The 18,852-nt window shown below is 33.8% G+C and carries 16 protein-coding genes; 1 reads left to right on the top strand and 15 read right to left on the bottom strand.

What is annotated here, in order from left to right; genetic code table 11:
- Positions 1-93: 93 nt before the first annotated feature.
- The 6 genes from BFA01S_RS10110 to BFA01S_RS10085 form a co-directional block, all read right to left on the bottom strand.
- Positions 94-1,323 (bottom strand): MFS transporter, encoded by a 1,230-nt coding sequence (locus BFA01S_RS10110; RefSeq protein WP_066229350.1) that lies wholly within the window; start codon positions 1,321-1,323, stop codon positions 94-96.
- Between the two features lie 322 nt (positions 1,324-1,645).
- Positions 1,646-2,389, bottom strand: coding sequence for a MerR family transcriptional regulator (locus BFA01S_RS10105; RefSeq protein ID WP_082799948.1), 744 nt, complete (start codon positions 2,387-2,389; stop codon positions 1,646-1,648).
- A 163-nt stretch (positions 2,390-2,552) separates the two neighbouring features.
- Positions 2,553-4,250, bottom strand: coding sequence for a methyl-accepting chemotaxis protein (locus BFA01S_RS10100; RefSeq protein WP_066229347.1), 1,698 nt, complete (start codon positions 4,248-4,250; stop codon positions 2,553-2,555).
- Between the two features lie 192 nt (positions 4,251-4,442).
- The gene (locus BFA01S_RS10095) at positions 4,443-7,130 is read right to left on the bottom strand and encodes a YfhO family protein (protein ID WP_235843007.1); all 2,688 of its coding nucleotides are present in this window, start codon (positions 7,128-7,130) and stop codon (positions 4,443-4,445) included.
- Positions 7,127-7,504 (bottom strand): GtrA family protein, encoded by a 378-nt coding sequence (locus BFA01S_RS10090; RefSeq protein ID WP_066229344.1) that lies wholly within the window; start codon positions 7,502-7,504, stop codon positions 7,127-7,129. Before BFA01S_RS10090 ends, BFA01S_RS10095 begins: the two co-directional genes overlap by 4 nt.
- A complete protein-coding gene (locus BFA01S_RS10085; RefSeq protein WP_066229341.1) occupies positions 7,491-8,444 on the bottom strand; it encodes a glycosyltransferase family 2 protein in 954 nt (317 codons plus the stop codon). The genes BFA01S_RS10090 and BFA01S_RS10085 overlap by 14 nt, the downstream gene beginning before the upstream one ends.
- Before the next feature lie 929 nt (positions 8,445-9,373).
- Between BFA01S_RS10085 and BFA01S_RS10080 the strand changes: the two genes are divergently transcribed.
- A complete protein-coding gene (locus BFA01S_RS10080; protein ID WP_066229337.1) occupies positions 9,374-10,033 on the top strand; it encodes a CatB-related O-acetyltransferase in 660 nt (219 codons plus the stop codon).
- Positions 10,034-10,309: 276 nt separating this feature from the next.
- On the opposite strand, the gene BFA01S_RS10075 is transcribed toward BFA01S_RS10080, so the two are convergent.
- From BFA01S_RS10075 to BFA01S_RS10035, 9 genes are all read right to left on the bottom strand, one after another.
- A complete protein-coding gene (locus BFA01S_RS10075) occupies positions 10,310-10,912 on the bottom strand; it encodes a response regulator transcription factor (protein WP_066229333.1) in 603 nt (200 codons plus the stop codon).
- Positions 10,909-12,048, bottom strand: a complete 1,140-nt coding sequence (locus BFA01S_RS10070; protein ID WP_066229330.1) for a sensor histidine kinase — start codon at positions 12,046-12,048, stop codon at positions 10,909-10,911. Before BFA01S_RS10070 ends, BFA01S_RS10075 begins: the two co-directional genes overlap by 4 nt.
- Positions 12,045-12,782 (bottom strand): ABC transporter permease, encoded by a 738-nt coding sequence (locus tag BFA01S_RS10065; RefSeq protein ID WP_066229327.1) that lies wholly within the window; start codon positions 12,780-12,782, stop codon positions 12,045-12,047. The genes BFA01S_RS10070 and BFA01S_RS10065 overlap by 4 nt, the downstream gene beginning before the upstream one ends.
- Before the next feature lies 1 nt (position 12,783).
- Complete coding sequence (locus BFA01S_RS10060; protein ID WP_066229325.1) at positions 12,784-13,686, bottom strand: ABC transporter ATP-binding protein; 903 nt, start codon at positions 13,684-13,686, stop codon at positions 12,784-12,786.
- Between the two features lie 350 nt (positions 13,687-14,036).
- Positions 14,037-14,732 carry an ABC transporter permease gene (locus BFA01S_RS10055; RefSeq protein WP_066229324.1) on the bottom strand — a complete coding sequence of 232 codons (696 nt, stop codon included), beginning with the start codon at positions 14,730-14,732 and terminating at the stop codon, positions 14,037-14,039.
- 4 nt (positions 14,733-14,736) lie between these two features.
- Entirely contained in the window at positions 14,737-15,657 is a 921-nt protein-coding gene (locus BFA01S_RS10050) for an ABC transporter ATP-binding protein (RefSeq protein ID WP_066229323.1), read from the bottom strand.
- 92 nt (positions 15,658-15,749) lie between these two features.
- On the bottom strand, positions 15,750-16,685 hold the full coding sequence (locus BFA01S_RS10045) for a sensor histidine kinase (RefSeq protein WP_066229320.1): 936 nt from the start codon (positions 16,683-16,685) through the stop codon (positions 15,750-15,752).
- Between the two features lies 1 nt (position 16,686).
- On the bottom strand, positions 16,687-17,385 hold the full coding sequence (locus BFA01S_RS10040) for a response regulator transcription factor (protein ID WP_066229317.1): 699 nt from the start codon (positions 17,383-17,385) through the stop codon (positions 16,687-16,689).
- A 187-nt stretch (positions 17,386-17,572) separates the two neighbouring features.
- Positions 17,573-18,781, bottom strand: a complete 1,209-nt coding sequence (locus BFA01S_RS10035; protein ID WP_066229360.1) for an MFS transporter — start codon at positions 18,779-18,781, stop codon at positions 17,573-17,575.
- Positions 18,782-18,852 lie beyond the last annotated feature (71 nt).

Below are 18,852 nucleotides of genomic sequence, written 5' to 3'. Positions count from 1 at the left end.
CCAAATCCTTGATTTTACTGGATTTCATCACAGGGCCTTTTAGCAGGGTTTCCCCAAAGGGTTGCTTTTTATCCTTTGGGGAAACCCTCTCTTTTAAACTAATTCCTTTGATTGTACTTCTTCTACTTCCTTTTGTATCTTCATATTATAAATTGGCAAAATAACGAGGAAGCCTATGACAAATAAAGCAGCAGCTATTTCAAAAATAGTGATAATCGAAAATGCCTCTTTTAACACACCTGCAATACTCATTGTCAAAACCATTGCACCGACAAAAAGCGGACTTAAAGTACCGTTCACTCTTCCGATAAACTCGGCCTTTGTATTTTGTAAAATCATTGTATTGATCCCTATTTGAATAGCAGGAAAGAAAAAGCCGATAAAACATTCTGTTGCAAGGGTAATAAAAAAGTTAGTTGAGAAGCCAATAATGCTCATTCCTATTGCGTTAGCCAACAGACCAGCAATTAAAAGCTTTTGAGGTGGAATTTTCTTAGAAAATATTGCTGAAATCGCTCCACCTACAATCATTCCAATTCCATTCGCCATTAATAACCATTGCAGATTCTCTTTTGCCAAGCCTAACCGCTCTGTTACAAGAAAGATAGAAAGCGGATGAGTAAGACCTATCGCCAGTCCTGCTGCCATAAAGCATAATCCTAATAATCTTAATTCTTTTTTTGAAATAACATAACGGATGCCATCTTTCATTTCCTCTAATACAGATGTATCCCTCTCTTCCTCATCCATCCCTTTATCAGCAGGAATGAACAGAAGCATAACAGCCGAAAGTAAGAAGGCTGCCCCAGTTATCGCAATCGACACATCTATACCAAAACGTTGGAAAATAAAGGTGCCAAGAACTGGCCCTAAAACCATAAAGATAGCGAATATCGTTTGGTAAATAGACATTGCTGATTGAATTAAATCTTCACTTAAATGCATTTTAAACAGCTTCAATCCGGAAGGCTGAGAAAATTGCGATAAAATTGCTGAAATTAGAGTAACAAAAAAGACAATTTCCCATGAACCGAAAACAAGGGTAACTAAGACCGCAAAGACCGAAACTGCACTTAAAATATCACACCATATCATCGTCCTTTTCGGGCGCCAGCGGTCAGCAAACGTACCTCCTATAAAGGAAAAAATAAATATTGGTGCAAATTCAGCTACTGATATTAATGAAATAGCAACTGGATTTCCGTTCGTTTTTTCCATAACAAACAAAAGAACTGCAAAGTTTCGCACCCAAATTCCTACTTGAAGAAACAATGCTGAAAGGAAAATGGCTTGAACGAAACGATTTTTTAATAATTGAGACATAATATTCCTCTTTTCTATATTTAGCTAATGTACGTTTCTCCATCTACATTAAAAACAGCATAAAAAGACCTCCTATCCGTCATTATTGGATAGGAGGTCGTCTAAAACCGTAGAAAAAGACATAGTACACCTAATGGTACTATAAGCTTTACGATGATCTTTTTCTTAAAAAAATATAGACTAATCCCATTCAAAATGACTTCGCAATTATTTACGATGTACTTTTTAAAATAGGATTAGTTTTGCATCGTCCTACGGTCACCCTTTCGTTTAATAATATAATTATTTTACAACTTTTATTAATTTTTTCCAAGTGGTAAATTTATTTTTTATTTTCATCTGCAAACACGCCCATTGCCTTACACATAAATTGTGCCAGCCCCTCACCATACTGATCAATATTGTTGGTAAAGCGCTTGTCATTGACATACATTTCACCTAAACCTTTAAATGCATCAAGTGAATAATTACCAATATTATTTAAAAAGTTATACCAGTCTCTAATCCCGGCTTGTGCCTCATCTGATTCAGGTGCAATATGGCGAATGACCGCAAGCTTTTTATAAATAGCATCAAACTGCTCTGAAAAGGCTCTTTGCTCCTCGTTAGACATTCTTTGCACTTTCGCATTTGCTTCATTAACGGCTTGATCGCCAAAACGTTCACGTGCTTCCTGCTCATATGGATTATGACTAAAGTCAAATCCTTCAAATTTTTCCTTATTAGACATTTGAATCCCCCCTTCCATATGCTGAATCGTTTTCTCAACTGTTACGATCATCTGATCAAGCCGGGACCTCTTTTCAAGCAGCATACTGCGATGGAGCTCCAATGCTTCCTTCTTATCAAATGACGGATTATTAATAATCTGTTTTATTTCCTTTAAAGGAAAGCCAAGTTCTCTAAAAAATAAAATTTGCTGTAAAGTTTCTAAATTATCATCCGAATAAAGCCGATAACCTGCTTCAGTCGTCTCATCTGGAATTAATAATTCAATTTCATCATAATGATGCAGTGTGCGCACACTAATTCCGACTAGATCAGCAACTTCTTTTACTCTCAGCATTTCTGACCTCCCTTTCATCATGAATATAAAGTATAACGCAGCGTTAGAGTCAATAAAAATCAAAAAATTTTAAATATAAAAAGACCTAACAGATTTTTCTGCTAGGCCCAAACTGATATCAATTCATATACTAATAATACATCTTTTCCTCAAAAATAAATTGTTACACTTTAAATCTTAAAGTATACTCCTGCAGTTTTTCTGACATTTGTGATAATGATATCGCAGAAGCAGTGATTTCCTCCATAGAAGAAAGCTGTTCTTCTGTTGCTGATGTTATATTTTGTGTTCCTGTTGCAGTTAATCCCGTCATTTCAATAATAAGATTCATGACTTTATTTATTTCTTCTATACTTACAGACATTTGTTCAGATGAAGTTGTCACATCAAGAATTTGCTGAGAAACTCCTTTTATTGCCTGCTGTATTTCTTCAAAGGATTCATTAGCAATATTAACGGTTGCAATCCCTTCACTTACTTCTTGAACTGTCGATGTCATAGATTGTACTGCAAATTTCGTCTCTTCCTGAATAACAGAAATCATTTCAGAAATCTGTTGAGCCGAGTTTGCTGATTGCTCTGCTAATTTCCTTACCTCATCAGCAACAACAGCAAAACCACGCCCTTGTTCACCAGCTCTTGCCGCTTCGATTGCAGCATTTAATGCTAATAAATTCGTTTGTGCAGAAATATCTGTAATAACATCAAGGATATTTCCAATTTCTTGTGATCTTGCACCTAATCCTTTTATAACAACACTTAATTCATCCACACTTTTATTTACTGAATCCATTTGGTTAATTGCATTTTGTACTGCTTTATTTCCATTGTCTGATTTTTCCAATGTTGCATCCATTGTTATATTCACATTATGTGCACTAGATGCAACTTGCTCGATGCCATTGGATAATCTTTCAATCGAGGCAGCACAGTCATCTACACTTTTCACCTGATTTTCCGTTCCCGTCGCAACTTCTTGAATAGTAGAAGTAATCTGCTCCGTTGCTCTGCTCGTTTCACTTGCACTCGCTGTTAATTCCTCAGAAGCTGATACAACATGTTCAGACGTATTTTTTATTTCACCTATTAATCCTTGCAGCGAGCCTGCCATTTGGTTAACGGCATTTCCTAGTACCGCTATCTCATCCTTTGTTTTTACCCTTACTTTTTCCACCTTTAAATCACCGTTAGCAATTTTATTTAGCAGTTTTGAAATAAACTTGACCGGGTTCGTTATAATTTTATTCATGTATAAAGCAACGCTTATATTTAATAACAAAGCAATTGCAAGAAGAATAAAGGTTTGCATTTTTCCATTTTGATAAGATTCGATAGCATCATTATCAAGAGCTTTCGCATCATCATGGTTAATATCAAGCAATTTCTCTAAATGACTTTGTGATGTTTTAAATTCCACAGCTGCTTCTGTTAATAATTCTCCTGCTTTTTCATCATCATTGTTTGCACTTGCAATCACAACTTCCTTCTGAATACTTTCAAACCTTTCCCATTCATTTATAAATGCTTGGAAAATATTCTTTTCATTTTCTGAAGACAGTAAACTTTCAAATTTCTCCAAATCAGCATCTAATTGCTTTTTTGTATCAGCTAACTCTTTTTCTGCTTCAATCATCGTTGTATCATCAGCAGAAAAAACATGCTGATATGTCATCGTAATAATATGTTCCGTAAAATAATTAATATTTGCTAAACTTTCAATAGATGGCACCATATCAGAGGTAATTTCAGTTGTTTTATCATTGAGAGTGTCCATCTTGCTAATACCATTCCAACTTATAATACAAATAATAATGAACGTGACTGTAAAACTAAGATATAATTTCTTTCCAATAGAATTCACACGCATGATCTCCTTATAAATATTTTTCTAAATAGAAAGGCACCTTTTTCTTCTTAAATTGGTATGAAAACCAATTGAATAAAAAATGGTGCCTTCATAATAACAGTGAGCAATTAGATTGGAATCTATCAATCACTAAAAATAATTATCTTTTATTAATATCGGTTAATTATTTATGTTCTTAAGTTTTCTTTACATGTCTGAAACATTTCTTTTAAACATACCAGCTCTCTTATATTCTCTTTTCCTATAAAAAATAAAGAGCAGGAAAGAAATACAGCTTATAAACAAACTAATAAAAAAGTAAGGCGGATAATATATCAATTCAATTTCATTTAATCCTTCTTGCAGTTTAAAGCCTGTAAAAGCATAATTAGCCTGCAGTATCTCCTGTTTATGACCATTGACTGAAAGGCTCCAGCCTTTTTCGAATGGAATTGGCAATGTCATATATTTTTCAGCATTTGCATTATCATAATTAATTTTAATTTTATTATTCTTCCATGTTACGGCTGCTTGAGGGTCGTTATGTACTTCATTTTTAAGTCCTTCAAGCAATTGATAGTTCTCTTTATAAACTTCTAAGTTAACTAATTTATACTTTCCTTTAGGTACCCTTATAGAGATCTTTTCTGCTTTCGGCACTCTAATCACCAAGTCATTAACATTCGTTTTATAAATGGAAGCATTTGATTTCCTCAATGTCTCAAAGTCATTGACGCTTAAATAAAATTTACGATCTGGATGGAGGCTTTTTAAATAAAATGACACATAATAATCCTTTATATTTTCATCTGGATTCTCGATGACTAAATCAAGACCGCCTTTCTTCGCTGAAACGTCAAGTATATTATTATGATAAGAAGAGCCTTTCTCCTCGAATTTTACGTTTTTAATTGCTTTTTCTTTTCTTGGCATAGCATACTTTATACCACTGTTTTCTTTTAAAATAATACCTTCCAACATCGCATGTTCTTTCACTAAAGGCATAGTATCCTTTAAATTTTCTTCATTGAAAGCAATATTTGTTGTTCTGACAAAAGGCAGTATATTGTTATTTTTGTAGGCTGTATAATTCTCAGTCGAAGCAAATTCTTCAAAACCATACGGAATGTTTTTCTTATTTTTCTCTGCAATATAATACTTTCCATTTAAAATACTATAAAGATTAGCTCTATCTCCAAGAGTTCCGTATCTGCTTACACTTTCCCATCCCATATTGATTTTCAAATCATATAAATAGAATTTGAGTAAATGCTCATTCAAAATACTTGAATATACACTAAGCCCTTTAAATTCTTGAACAATTGGTGTGTTATATCTAAAAGGAGTCATCCAGTCAATTCTTACAAATGGATCATTTTCCTCCTTTTGAATCTTTTTAATTAATTCTCTTTGTTCTTCTCCATTGTATTCATCACTAAGCATAAAATCCGTTGAAGACTGCTGAACTTTCCCGCCATATGAAAGCTTGATCTCTTCATAAGAATTCGCAATATATATATTTAGGATAATTAATACGATAGACGGAATCCATAATAACTGCTTATTTTTTCGAAAGCTGTAAATAATAAAGAGAATGATTGTAATAACTGCTGCAACTGCTGAAAATCCTTCTTTTAAAGATGTGATGAAAAGTTTTTCATCAAAATGATAAAAAAGAAAATACAATATAAGTGTTGCGAAAACAGACATGACAGCCTGCCAGATCTTTACTTTATACAGCAGTTGTAATCCTGCCGCAGCAACCCCACCTGCTGTTAAGGAAAGAAAGTATTCCCAACGAAATTGAGGGGCTGAAAAGCCATTAAAAGCACTCGCCACCATCGGACTGTAATGCAATACGATTAAAAGAATTGTTAAACTTGCAAAAAGGCGGAATAGGCGATTTTTATAAAATGAAAACAGAAAGAGACATAGGACAGCAAAAGCAGGCAGAATGACAATCTTCCCGTTCAATAGCAAATTATCATGGAAATCATAGAGCAGAATAGTTGCTTCATATGGTGGACGATAGTTGTTTAAAAAACCATATACCGCTGGAACAAAGGATACTGCACTCATTCCAAAACCGATTATGCCGCTAAAAAAATAAAGCTTTATCTGCTCGATTTTACTTGTTTCCTCATCGTGTAATGAAATGAACGAGCGGAAAACAATATAGATAAAAGCTAATACAAAATTAATATAAGAAAAATAAAAATTATTAAACAGGCTAAACACAACTGCCAGCGTGAATAACCCTATCTTTTTTTCTCTTATTATTTTCTCAATACCGAACAGCAATAAAGGAAGCCATAACATTGCATCCGCAAAAAATTCCCAGTATGTAACATGTCTAAAATAAATGACACTCGTTCCGTAAAGTGACGCTCCTAAAAGAGCCGGAATATTTTTGAAATTCATATAGCGGAAATATAAAGTTGTAACAAAAATTATTAACGTCATTCTAATTATACTAACGGCAAGAAGAGCATCGGCCCAGTAAAAAATATCCGGTTTATTAATAAGTTTAGTCACCTCTAGAAGAAAGGTGATAATAGCTGTGGCAATAAAGAAGAAGGAAGTGGAAAAATAATAACTTAATTGAGAATAAGTCCCTCCTCCTATCCCAAATTTATCTGAATAAAAAAAGTTCCCCTTTGAATATTCGTCATAAAGCAGTTGTTTAAAAGGGACCATTTGCGACAGGCCGTCCCCTATTCCGGTCATATATCGGCCTTCCAGCCACTCCGTTAAAAAGAACAAATGACTGCAAAAAGCTATAATAAAACTCAATAAAAAGAGGAGAAACATCTTATATAACCTCGTTTTATTCTCCCATCGTTCCATTATGAAATTTGCTTTTAAATCGAGTAAGTTTTTCTTTACTTGCGTCATGATGGCTTTAAAATTCTCCCTGTCATAATAAAAGTAATTGGAATTGTAAAAAACACTGTTAAAATTGGTGCAAGGCTGCTGTTTACATTAAGAAGTTCAACGAAAACAAAAATTAATGCAGCTGACATAATCGTATTAGCAACCTGTGTTAAAGGAAATTTTAAAAACTTAGCAAAGGTTGGCTTCACCTTATATGTAAAATAGGAATTTAAGAAAAAAGAACCAACTAAGCTAATAACAAAACCAATGGCATGTGATACAAAATAGTGAAGATTTAATATATGAAGGCATATTAAATAAATTACATAGTAATTCATTGTATTAAGCCCTCCAACTATGACAAACCTGCTAAATTCGCTATTAATAAACTTCATGTTTTTCTCTCTCTTTAATATTTGTTTGTTTAATTAAATAATGTGGACGCTTCTTTATTTCTAAATAAATACGGCCGATATATTCTCCGATAACTCCTAAGCATACGAGCTGAATTCCCCCTAAAAAGAGAACCGCAGATATAGTTGTAAAGTAGCCTGGAACTGTAATACCATTTTTTAAAACTTGGAAGAAAGTAATGAAAATATATAATAAGGATGCAACTAAAATAAAAGCTCCCATATAAAAACAAAGTCGAAGCGGTTTATTATTAAATGAAATAATTCCATCTATTCCGTAATTCAATAATTTTGAAAAAGACCATTTCGTTTCTCCATTTTCTCTTGCAACATTTTCATAACTAACCGTTTTCTGCTCTAGACCGATCCATGAGTACAAGCCTTTTGAAAAACGATGCCCTTCGCTAAGCGTTAGAAGTGCATCAACAGCTTTTCTGCTTAATAATCTGAAATCTCCCTCACCATCAGATAAATTAACATCTATTGCTTTATTGACACATTTGTAATAAGTAGAGGAAATAAATGTCCGCAGACGTGAATCTCCTTTGCGATTTCTCTTAGCAACTACTTGATCATATCCTTCTTCAAATCCTTTGATTAACTCATGAATCATGGAAGGAGGATGCTGAAGGTCTGCATCCATCATAATGACAGCTTCCCCTGCTGCATGTTCTAATCCTGCTAAAATGGCAGCTTCCTTGCCAAAATTTCTCGTAAATGAAAGATATTTTATTTCTGGAAAGCAAAAGGCAAGCCTTTGTAATGTCTCTACCGACCCGTCAGTACTTCCATCATCAATAAAAAGAAGTTCATAATTATAATGCAAAAGCCTCATCTCTTCTTTTATTGCCATATGTATATTTGCTATATTATCTACTTCATTATAGGATGGAATAATAAAAGAGATTGTTAAATTATTCATGAATTCACCCACTGTTACATTAATTTTAGTTTCCCTATATATTCGTTCATCAATTATAATTTAACACCTTCTGCTCAAACAAAAATAACCCTTGAAATTAGGCATAGTGATAATGTCGAAATTCCTAATTAAAAGGAGAACTATAAGGGAAATGATACCGTATTTTTTACAAAAAAGGAACTATCTAGAATAAATATTGAATATAATTTTAAGCTATTTTATAATAAATGATATAAATATGAATGTCTAGTTAATGCAAATTTAAATTCCTGTTCTGAATACATCCATATCTATATAGATATACCTCATATTATACGGGGTTAAACCTTATATATGTTCCTTTTCTTTATCTATCCCCCTGCATTAACTCGATTATTCTTATGTTACGACAAAACAAACCTTTCATTTTCAAAATGTTATTCCTCCTTTGGAATGATTCACCATAAGTTAATATTAACAGTCTAACCGAGACATCTCTCCTAAAAAAATTGAGATGGAAAGGGGAAAACCGCTCCTAATTGAATTAGCAGTGGATTAATAATGGACTAATGATTTCCTTATAATCAGTGTTGCTTTAAAATAAAGTTTGATTAAAAAAAGTAATGTGTATCCTTACTTGATAACAAACGATAAACACTCCATTTTGAAAAAATATTGATCAAAATGTTTTCTTTACTTACTAATTGGTATAGCGATTTTATAAAAAAGCTTGATCATTTTTTGCCCCTTCTTCAACAAAAGCACCTGTTAGTTTAAATGAATACTTTCACAATTTGACTATCAGAATTTATTGAGTTAAGCTTTTTTTACTTATAAGAGAAAGGCTGAAGATAATGATTCGTCGTTTGAAAAAGTTTAAAAATGTCGCTGTGGGATTAAGCTTCTAAGTAAATCGTAAAATCTACAATACTTAGAAGCGAGGTATAGTTATGAATCAACCGTTATTTAATCATTGGTCTGAAGTTAAGTATTTAAAAGATATAGTGACAAATCCACTTATTGAAGTGGGTGATTATTCCTATTATTCAGGTTATTACGGAAATCAAAACTTTGAAGATGGTTGTGTAAGGTATTTATGGGGAGATTTTAAATCTCAAAAGCTTTTCAATCCTATTGAACAATATGGTTGGCATCTTGATAAGCTTATTATTGGAAATTATGTTTGTATTGCTAGTGGAGTAGTCATTTTAATGGGTGGTAACCATAACCACCACTCTGAATGGGCTACGGTTTATCCATTTGTTGAGCAATTAGAACAATCATATGAACCAAAAGGTGATACAGTCATCAAAAGTGATGCCTGGATTGGTATGAACGCTATGATAATGCCAGGTGTTACAATCGGTGAAGGTGCAATCATTGCAGCAGGCTCTGTTGTCTCAAAAGATGTCCCCCCCTATACAATTGTTGGTGGGAATCCTGCAAAAGAAATTAAAAAAAGATTCACTGATTCAGAAATTATCAAATTAATGGAAATGCGTTGGTTTGATTGGAATCGAAAAATGATTGAAAGAGCAGTACCTCTTTTATCAAGTTCATCCATAGATAAGTTATATAATTTTTATAACAGCGAAGTAAAGAAAAAATAATCTCGTCCGAAAAACTACATTCTTGAAAGAGTGTAGTTTTTTGACATTCATCACACTAAATCCATTTTATCTTATACAACTATCCTGCCCCGTTAATTCAATAAGAAAAACTAAAGTGTAGATAATTCCGATTAATCTTTTTTCAAAACGGTATGACTTTTTTATAAACCGTACAACTTTATTTTAAATCTACAATCAGCTCAGTCTCTCAATTAACATTTTAAATTGAGACGCTGAATTTCTTCTTTCAAAGTCATATTCTAATTTTAAAAAGGATTATATCCATCCTTTTTCCTCTGCAATACTCGCTGCTTCTGTCCGATTTTTAGCACCAAGCTTGTGAATAACTTCTGAAATATAATTTCTAACCGTCCCTGACGATAAAAATAACTCTTCTGTAATTTCCTTTGTCGTTTTTCCTAATACAGCCAGTCTTAAAATTTCCTGTTCTCTTTTAGTTAGCGGATTTTCCTCACGAATCGCCTCAAATGTAAGTTCAGGACTGAATACTCTTTTTCCTGCTACTACTTTTCTAATTGAATCTGCTAGTTCATCTATGGAACCATCTTTTAGCAAGTAACCATGTACACCAATTTTAACAGCTCTTTCAAAATAACCTGGACGTGCAAATGTAGTCAAGATAATAATTTTACTGCCAAATGACTCGTTCATTAACTGCTCTGCTACTTCCAGTCCACTTAGTACTGGCATTTCAATATCCATTAAACAGACATCTGGTGCAAATTTTAAAATCGAATGGAATGCCTCCTCTCCATTCATCGCTTGACCGATCACTTCCATATCTTCCTCAAGATTAAGTAGAGATCCTAATGCACCGAGTAACATTCGTTGATCCTCTGCAATAAACAGCCTTATCATCCTATCGCACCTTCTTCTCTATCTACTTTTTTTATAATAGGGACTGTTATTTGTACAGCAGTTCCATTGCTATTTGAAAGTACGAGTACACCGTCAATAAGAGTAAGCCTTTCCTCAATTCCTTTCAAACCGTTACCATACAGCTTTTTTTCATCTATCCCTATTCCATCATCTTTCATAGTAATTTTTATCATGTCTGCCATTTGAACAATTTTAACTTTACAATGTGAGGCACGGCTATGCTTAATGATATTTGTTACAGCTTCACGCATACACATGCCCATAATATTTTGGATAAAAGGAGAAATATTTGAGAAACTGCTGTCTCCCTCATAATGATAAGTGATGCCCGCCGCCCTTAAAATTCGCTGAGCATGTAAAAGTTCCTCTGTAATAGTAATTGCCCGCATATCTGTCACAAGTTCACGAACTTGTTTTAAAGCTGCGCGTGAAGTATCCTCCATCTCTTTTGCTTCAAGCTTTGCCCTTTCTATATCAACCTTTACTAACTTTTGTACAAGCTGGCTTTTTAACGTAAGGAGAGACAGCATATGACCTAGAGTGTCGTGGAGATCACGGGCAATACGGACACGCTCCTCACGTTTCACTAATTCTTCAATTTTTTCGTTTGCTTTTTCCAGTTCCTGTTCAAGCTCCATCCTTCTATTCATTGAACGGATACCAAAAGGAGAAATAAGCATAATGATAATGAATGGTATAACATATATAATATCTACTGCTGAAAGCCTTGGATTCGTCATTAATTGATAAATAAACGGTGCTATCTCTACAATAACTAAGCCAATAAAACCAAACTTGAACATCTTTTTACTACTGTACCAGCCAACAAAATTAGCAGGAAAAAAACCAAGGAACAAGTAATTTAAATCATAAAAAACACTAAAAATAAATACAATTGCGAGCTGGACAGCTAACCAAAATGAGAAGCTTTTCTTCTCTATAAGATAAAAAAGCTTACAATAAGTAAAGAGAAATAACACTAACATACCATAACCGGTCAACTGTTTTATTCCTGTCTCCTTCGTTAAAAAGTAGATCGGAAACAATAAATAAACGAGGAAGATATATGGAAAAAGACCAAACTTTTTCGGGAACATAGAAATCATTTTTATCACATCACTTCTTGTTTTCTCCTAATATACTTAGATAGTAGCATGAATAAGACTAAATAAGTGAGTAAGATAAGGATATTTTTCCATTCTGGAAATTCTCCATTTACAATTTGCCAGGCACCATTTCCAAAATTATAAGAAGGCAGCCACTGTCCGATTAATTGCATCGTTTTCGGCATTACTTCAAGGGGCATCCAAAGCCCTCCCGACACTGCTAATACCATATATAATACATTGCTTATCGCAGCAGCTGTTTCCACTTTCTTCATCATTCCAATTAATAAACCTAACGCCAGGAAAGGTAAAGATGCAATTAGAATCCATAAACCGCTCATAATCCATTCTAACGCAGTCAGTGACACACTGTTGATAACAGCCCCCGCAATAAATATAACTGTTACAGAAAGAACGTGAATAAAAGTCTGACCAATCATTTTAGCAGCAAAATATACATTATCTGAAAGCGGCGTAGTCCGGATAAATGTGGACCATCCTTGTGAACGCTCTTCAACTAAATGGATGCCAAGTGTCATGATAGATGACCCCATAACACTAAATACTGTCATAGACATTAAATAATGAGCGTTCCATGCCGCTTGGTCCGCAACATTTGTATTTACAACATTCGTAAAAATATAATAGAAAATAATAGGCATGAGAAGAGACCAAAAAAGGAAATATTTATTACGTAACACTTTTATAATTTCTGCTTTACATTGCATTTTTAACATCTGCATATTAAATAGCCTCCTTATTTCCACTAGTCAGCTGTTCAAATGCTTCTTCTAGTTTTCCACTTTCAATTCGAATATCATATGCTCCCAGTTTCTCTTGAAAAATTACTTCCAGTACTCTATCTGTATTGTTTGACTGGACATAGACACGATTATTTTCCCGGTGTACATTATCAATTTCACTGTGTAAATAAAGTACTTCAATTGAAATACCAGGATCAACACTGAACGATACAGATTGTTTTGAAATCTTGGACTTTATTTGTTCAGGTGTTCCATCAGCGACGATTTCACCATCTTTAAAAAGCAATATACGCTTTGCTTCATCATCAGCTTCCTGAAGATAATGTGTTGAAAATATAATTGTTTTCCCTTGATCAGCAAGTTCCCGAACTGTTTGCCAAAAGCGTTTTCTTGCTTGAGTATCCATTCCGACTGTAGGTTCATCAAAAATGATTAATTCCGGGTTCCCAGCTAATGCTAAGGCAAAACTCAACCTTCTTTTTTGTCCTCCTGATAATTTCTCTGCTCTTGTTTTTAAATCACTATCCGTTAAACTCGTTAAAGCGACAAGCTCATCTAAAGGCATCGGCTGTTTATAGTAACTTCTGATTAACTGTAAAATTTCCATCACATTTAATCCGGACATGACACTGACTTCTTGAAGCATAACGCCAATCTTGTCCCTAACCTTTTTACTAGCTGGAAGCTCATTAAATATTCTAAGTTCCCCGCCAGTAGGCTTTAAAAGATCTAAGATCATTGAAATAGTTGTCGTTTTCCCGGCTCCATTTGGTCCGAGAATCGCAACAATCTCTCCTTTTCCAATCGAGAATGAAACTTTATTTACCGCTGTTTTATCTTTAAACGACTTCGTCACATTATTTAGGTTTAGAACATCACTCATCTTAAAAACACCTCCGCACTTGATACTTTTATCTTATGCTTACTGGAGGATGGATTTTAGTAAGATTTGTCATGAAAGTAAGATGACAAATGTCATATTGTAATGTTAATTAAACGTTTGTTTAAATGAAAAACCTTAACTTACCATTAGTTTGAGGTACTTGTTTAAAGGAGAATCAACTTTATTCTGGAAAGTTCAATAAAGGGGAATTCTTTCTTTGGAGATATTTTTATGATTATTTAACAATCAGACTACTATGTATCAACATAAATAATGATTGGGAAAAAATATTTTTCCCAATCATTATTTATAAAGCTCTTTCACTATTTATTATCCACACACATCGTCCCTTAAACGACATCCATTCTTTCTACATTCCTTATTGCCCAAAAGGCAGATGATATTCCAAAAGCAGCCAATCCAAGCGGAATATAAATAATAGAAGCTGTTGAGAAATATCCTGGACTATGCTGACTAATTAATCCAACAATCAATAAAGAAGAAAGAATTGTTGCCGGAACCGATTGTTTACGCAGTCCGAAATACAAAGAAACGAGAGTCGTTCCTGCTGCAGCAATTGCGTAGGTCATCATACTTGCTACTTCTTTAAGTGCACTATTTAAATCAATGCTATGGGGAACAAAATTAAAAAATGAATTTATACTAATAAAAGCCGAAACTACGATTAAGTTAGAAATGAAAATAGTGATAAAAGTAATCCCGCTAACAAATAATAATTTGCTTGCAATAAGCTTTTTCCGGCTGACAGGATAGGTAAACATAATAGAAATAGTCTTTGTTTTATACTCTTCTATTACTAGTCTGGAAATAAGGACTGCTCCGAATACGATGAATGTCGCTCGTACTAAAGCTCCCAGTACAATAAAAACATCCGAATAGCTCGAAAATGGGAAATTCTCTTCAATTCTCCCTATAAACCCCATTGCGCATGAGAAAGCAGCCAGGAAAAGATTTGCAATGATCGCTCCCTTCACATACCATCCGAATTTTCCTTTCCTCATCTCTAATTTCATTAGCTTAAACATCTTTTCAACCTGCTTTCCCTTGTTGGATAAGATTAAGGAAGTATTCTTCAAGAGATGTATTATGCTTACTTATTGATTCAATTCCTACATTATTTTCAATAAGCTTCTTTGAAATAACAGTTTGCGAAACTTCAGATTCATAGATTCGTATAGTATCTTCAGCTATGACTTTAAAATTTGAAATATTTAATATATTTTCAAGAACAAAGCATGCTTTCTTGTGATCCTTTGATACGAGTTGAACATAATCGGTTTTCTGTTCTTTAATATAATTCATGGAAACTTCTTCGATTAATCTCCCGTTACTAATAACCCCAATTGTGTTAGCTATTTGTTCAATTTCACTTAATAAGTGGCTTGAAATAAGTAATGTAATTCCATACTCTTTACTCAGCATTTGAAAAAGATTCCGAATTTCCTTAATACCGACAGGATCAAGACCATTAACGGGCTCATCTAAAATTAATAACTCAGGTTTCGTAATAATTGCTCTCGCAATGCCAAGACGCTGCTTCATCCCAAGAGAAAAACTTTTTACCGGTTTTTCATTAATATTTTTCAAACCGACCATTTCCAAAGCTTCCCCGATTGAATTTTTGTTATAATAGCCCATATATTCACAATGAAGATCTAAATTTTCTTTTGCTGATAGTTTTTCATAGAAAACAGGATACTCAATCATGCTCCCAATCCTTCGAAAGACTTCATAAGATGTATTTGTTAATGGTTCATCAAAAAGTTCAATTTCTCCACTCGTCGGCTTTACTAAATTCATCAGCATTTTCATGACAGATGTTTTACCTGCACCATTCGGTCCTAAAAATCCGTAAATTTCACCTTTTTTCACATTCATATCAAAATCTGAAACAATTTCTTTTCCTTCATAAGCTTTCGTCAAGCGACTCGTTTTAATAATATATGACACTGTTAAAACCTCCTCCCTGATTCTCACAATATTTATTTTAATAATAAACTCTCTCTTTCTTATTTCATAACTCTTAAGAAATTCTTACATTTCTAATAAATCAGCTTCTTTAATTTTATTGTAAAAACTGTCTTCTCAAATGGTCTGCTTTTTAAAGTAATTTCTCCTCCAATTGCTTCCACAAGTCTCTTTGTAATAGTTAAACCGATCCCGCTTCCTTGGAACATTTTGTTCCGCGACTCTTCAAGTGTAAAAAGCCTTTCAAAAACCCGATCCTGATTTTGTTCTTCTATCCCTTTTCCTTTATCCCATACTTTAATAAAAATATCGTTGTTTACACATTCCAGACTGAGGCCTATCACCTTTCCATCCGCACCGTAATTCAGGGCATTTGACAACAAATTATGTAATATCCGATCTAAAGCTTCTTCATTTGCCAATACGTAGATTGGATTGTCAGGTATATTAATATCAGCTTCTATACCTTTTGCCTGTACACTATCGTAAAAGGCAAGGATTGTTTTCTTACATATTTCATTTAAGTGGATCTTAGTTAAAGGCACTTCCTTATCACCTGATTCCAGTTTGGCTAAATCAAAGAAGGTATTCATTTGTTTAATAATTTCAATTGTTTTTCTATGAATATTTGCTAAGAGCCTTTTACGCTCAAACCCATCCATAGCAGGATCATGTTCAATTGTTTCTATGTAACCTAATACAACTGTTAAAGGCGTTTTTAAGTCATGTGAAATATTTGCCAGCATCTTCTTTATAGAAATCTCTGTGCGCGCAAACTGAGCACCTAACTTCTGCTTATCATTCAGCACTTCATTTATTTCAGTTAATAATACTTGTAAAGCTTTATTATCGGTTACTAGTAGAAGCTTTTCATCAGAGTTCTCTTGATTCACACTATTCAGTTTCCTTGCTAGATAGATTAGCTCTCTATCTATCCCTCTTTTTACTTGAAACTGTATAACAATAATAATGAATAAAACGATAATTATTCCAAAAAGGATCCATATCATGCTAAAATTCTCCAAGACGATAGCCAATTCCCCAAAGTGTTTTAATATAATGAGGTGAGGATGGGTCATCTTCAATTTTCTCCCGAAGCCGTCTCATATGAACATTAATAATATTTTCATCCCCGTAATAATCTTCTTCCCATACTGAATGATAAATCTGCTCCTTCGTAAAAACTCGCTTAGGATTCATAAAAAAGAGCTTTAAAATTTTCCACTCTTTAAAAGTCAACTTAATCTCTTTCCCATTCTTCTCGGCTAGAAAATTATGAATATCAAGGGTAATTTCATGAACGATAATTTTGTCCGGCTTTTTTATCATCTCACTATTTGAATAATCTATTGCCCTTCTGATCGCAGCTCTTACCCTTGCAGCAAGCTCAATCATTGAAAAAGGCTTCGTAATATAATCATCAGCACCGAACCCCAATCCAAGAGCCTTTTCCACCTCTCCATCTTTAGCAGATAAAATGAGGACTGGTACTAAACTCTTCTCCCTGATTATTTTTAAAAAATCCATTCCATTTAATTTGGGCAGCATTAAATCTAATAAAATCAAATGAAAGGAACTCTGATGAAATTTATTTAAAGCTTCTTCTCCATCAAAAGCAGATATAACTTTGAAACCTTCTTTTGTTAAATAATTTCCGACCATTTCACTAATGGAACGATCATCTTCAATAAGAAGGATCGTTTTCTCCATGTCCATCATCCTTTCAATTATTACCTTTTAATCTATACTCTCATCTTACTATGAATAGAGATTATTTTTGCGAAATTAATTCCATAATAAACACCCGCATATGAGCATGCTTCTTCCATAATAGAATACAGCCGCTATGCGGGAAATTAATTAATCATTAAATTGTTCTCTTTTTAACCATCCGTATTTAACAGCTTTCTTGTACATTCCGCTCTTTCTTTTCACCTTTCCAGCCAGTCACTATTCCTATACTGCCTAATAAAATAACAGCACCAAAAATATATGGAATATCAATATTTATATCAAAGAAAATTCCGGCAACTGCAGGACCAATCATATTACCAATCGACATATAAGCATTATTCATTCCAGCTACAAAACCTTGCTCATCTCCAGCCATCTTTGATAATAATGTGTTGACAGCCGGTCGTACAAGAGCGGTCGCAATAAAAAATAGTACTGAAATAATAAGAATTGTCCAGAATCCCTTAACAAAAAGCAATAAAATCATTGATACAGCGGCAAGTAATAAGGACATATTCATCACATTTTTTTCGCCAAAGCGGGTTATTAACTTAGCAACTAATACTGCTTGAACGATAGTTGCTACTAATGCACCAACTGTAATAACAATGGAAATATCCTTCGGTGTAAAGCCAAATTTCACATCGACAAACAGTCCGAAAATAACCTCGTAATTTACTAAACCTAATGTTAAAACGAAAACAAGAACTAACAATATAAAATAGGGAGCTTTTATAGACTTAACAAGCTGTGTAAATATATTTTCCTGTTTTTTCTCTCCCACTCTCATCTTCAACCTATCTTCTTTAGCCAATGTTTCCTTTAAGAAGAGAAAGGTCGTCAAAGTTGCTAAACCAGCAATAATTGCTGAACAATAAAGAGGAACACGCAAACCAAAATCAGCCAGGAATCCGCCGGCACCCGGACCAATGACAAATCCGAGAGTCATTGCTGCTGAAAGCATGCCCATCCCTTTTCCTCGTTCATCTTCTGTTGTAATATCTGCTACATACGCCATCATTGGTGGAACTACAAATGCCGCTCCAATTCCACCGAGCAGCCTTGATATATACAGCATCCACATCTCAGTGCCAACAGCAAAAATAAGCTGGGAAATACTAAATATAAAAATACCTAGCAAAATAATAATTTTCCTCCCATGCCTATCTGCCATCTCACCAGCAACAGGAGAGAAAAGAAACTGTGTTAGAGCAAATGCCGCAACAAGATAGCCCATCTCCTGTCCGCCAACTCCAAACTCTAATAAAAACTTAGGTAAAATCGGGATAATCAATCCGATACCTACCATTGTAATAAACATATTCACCATTAAAATAGTTAGCAATAATTTTTTGCGTTTTACTTGTTCCATCAATATCACCGCTTTTTCAATTTTTACTATCAATTTATTTTCTTCTCTTTATTCTAAGCTCTAATATTTGC

It is taken from the genome of Metabacillus fastidiosus NBRC 101226 (assembly GCF_001591625.1).
Lineage (GTDB): Bacteria > Bacillota > Bacilli > Bacillales > Bacillaceae > Metabacillus > Metabacillus fastidiosus.
The sequence above is the reverse complement of the archived record's forward strand: the minus strand, read 5'-3'. Positions and strand labels throughout refer to the sequence as shown.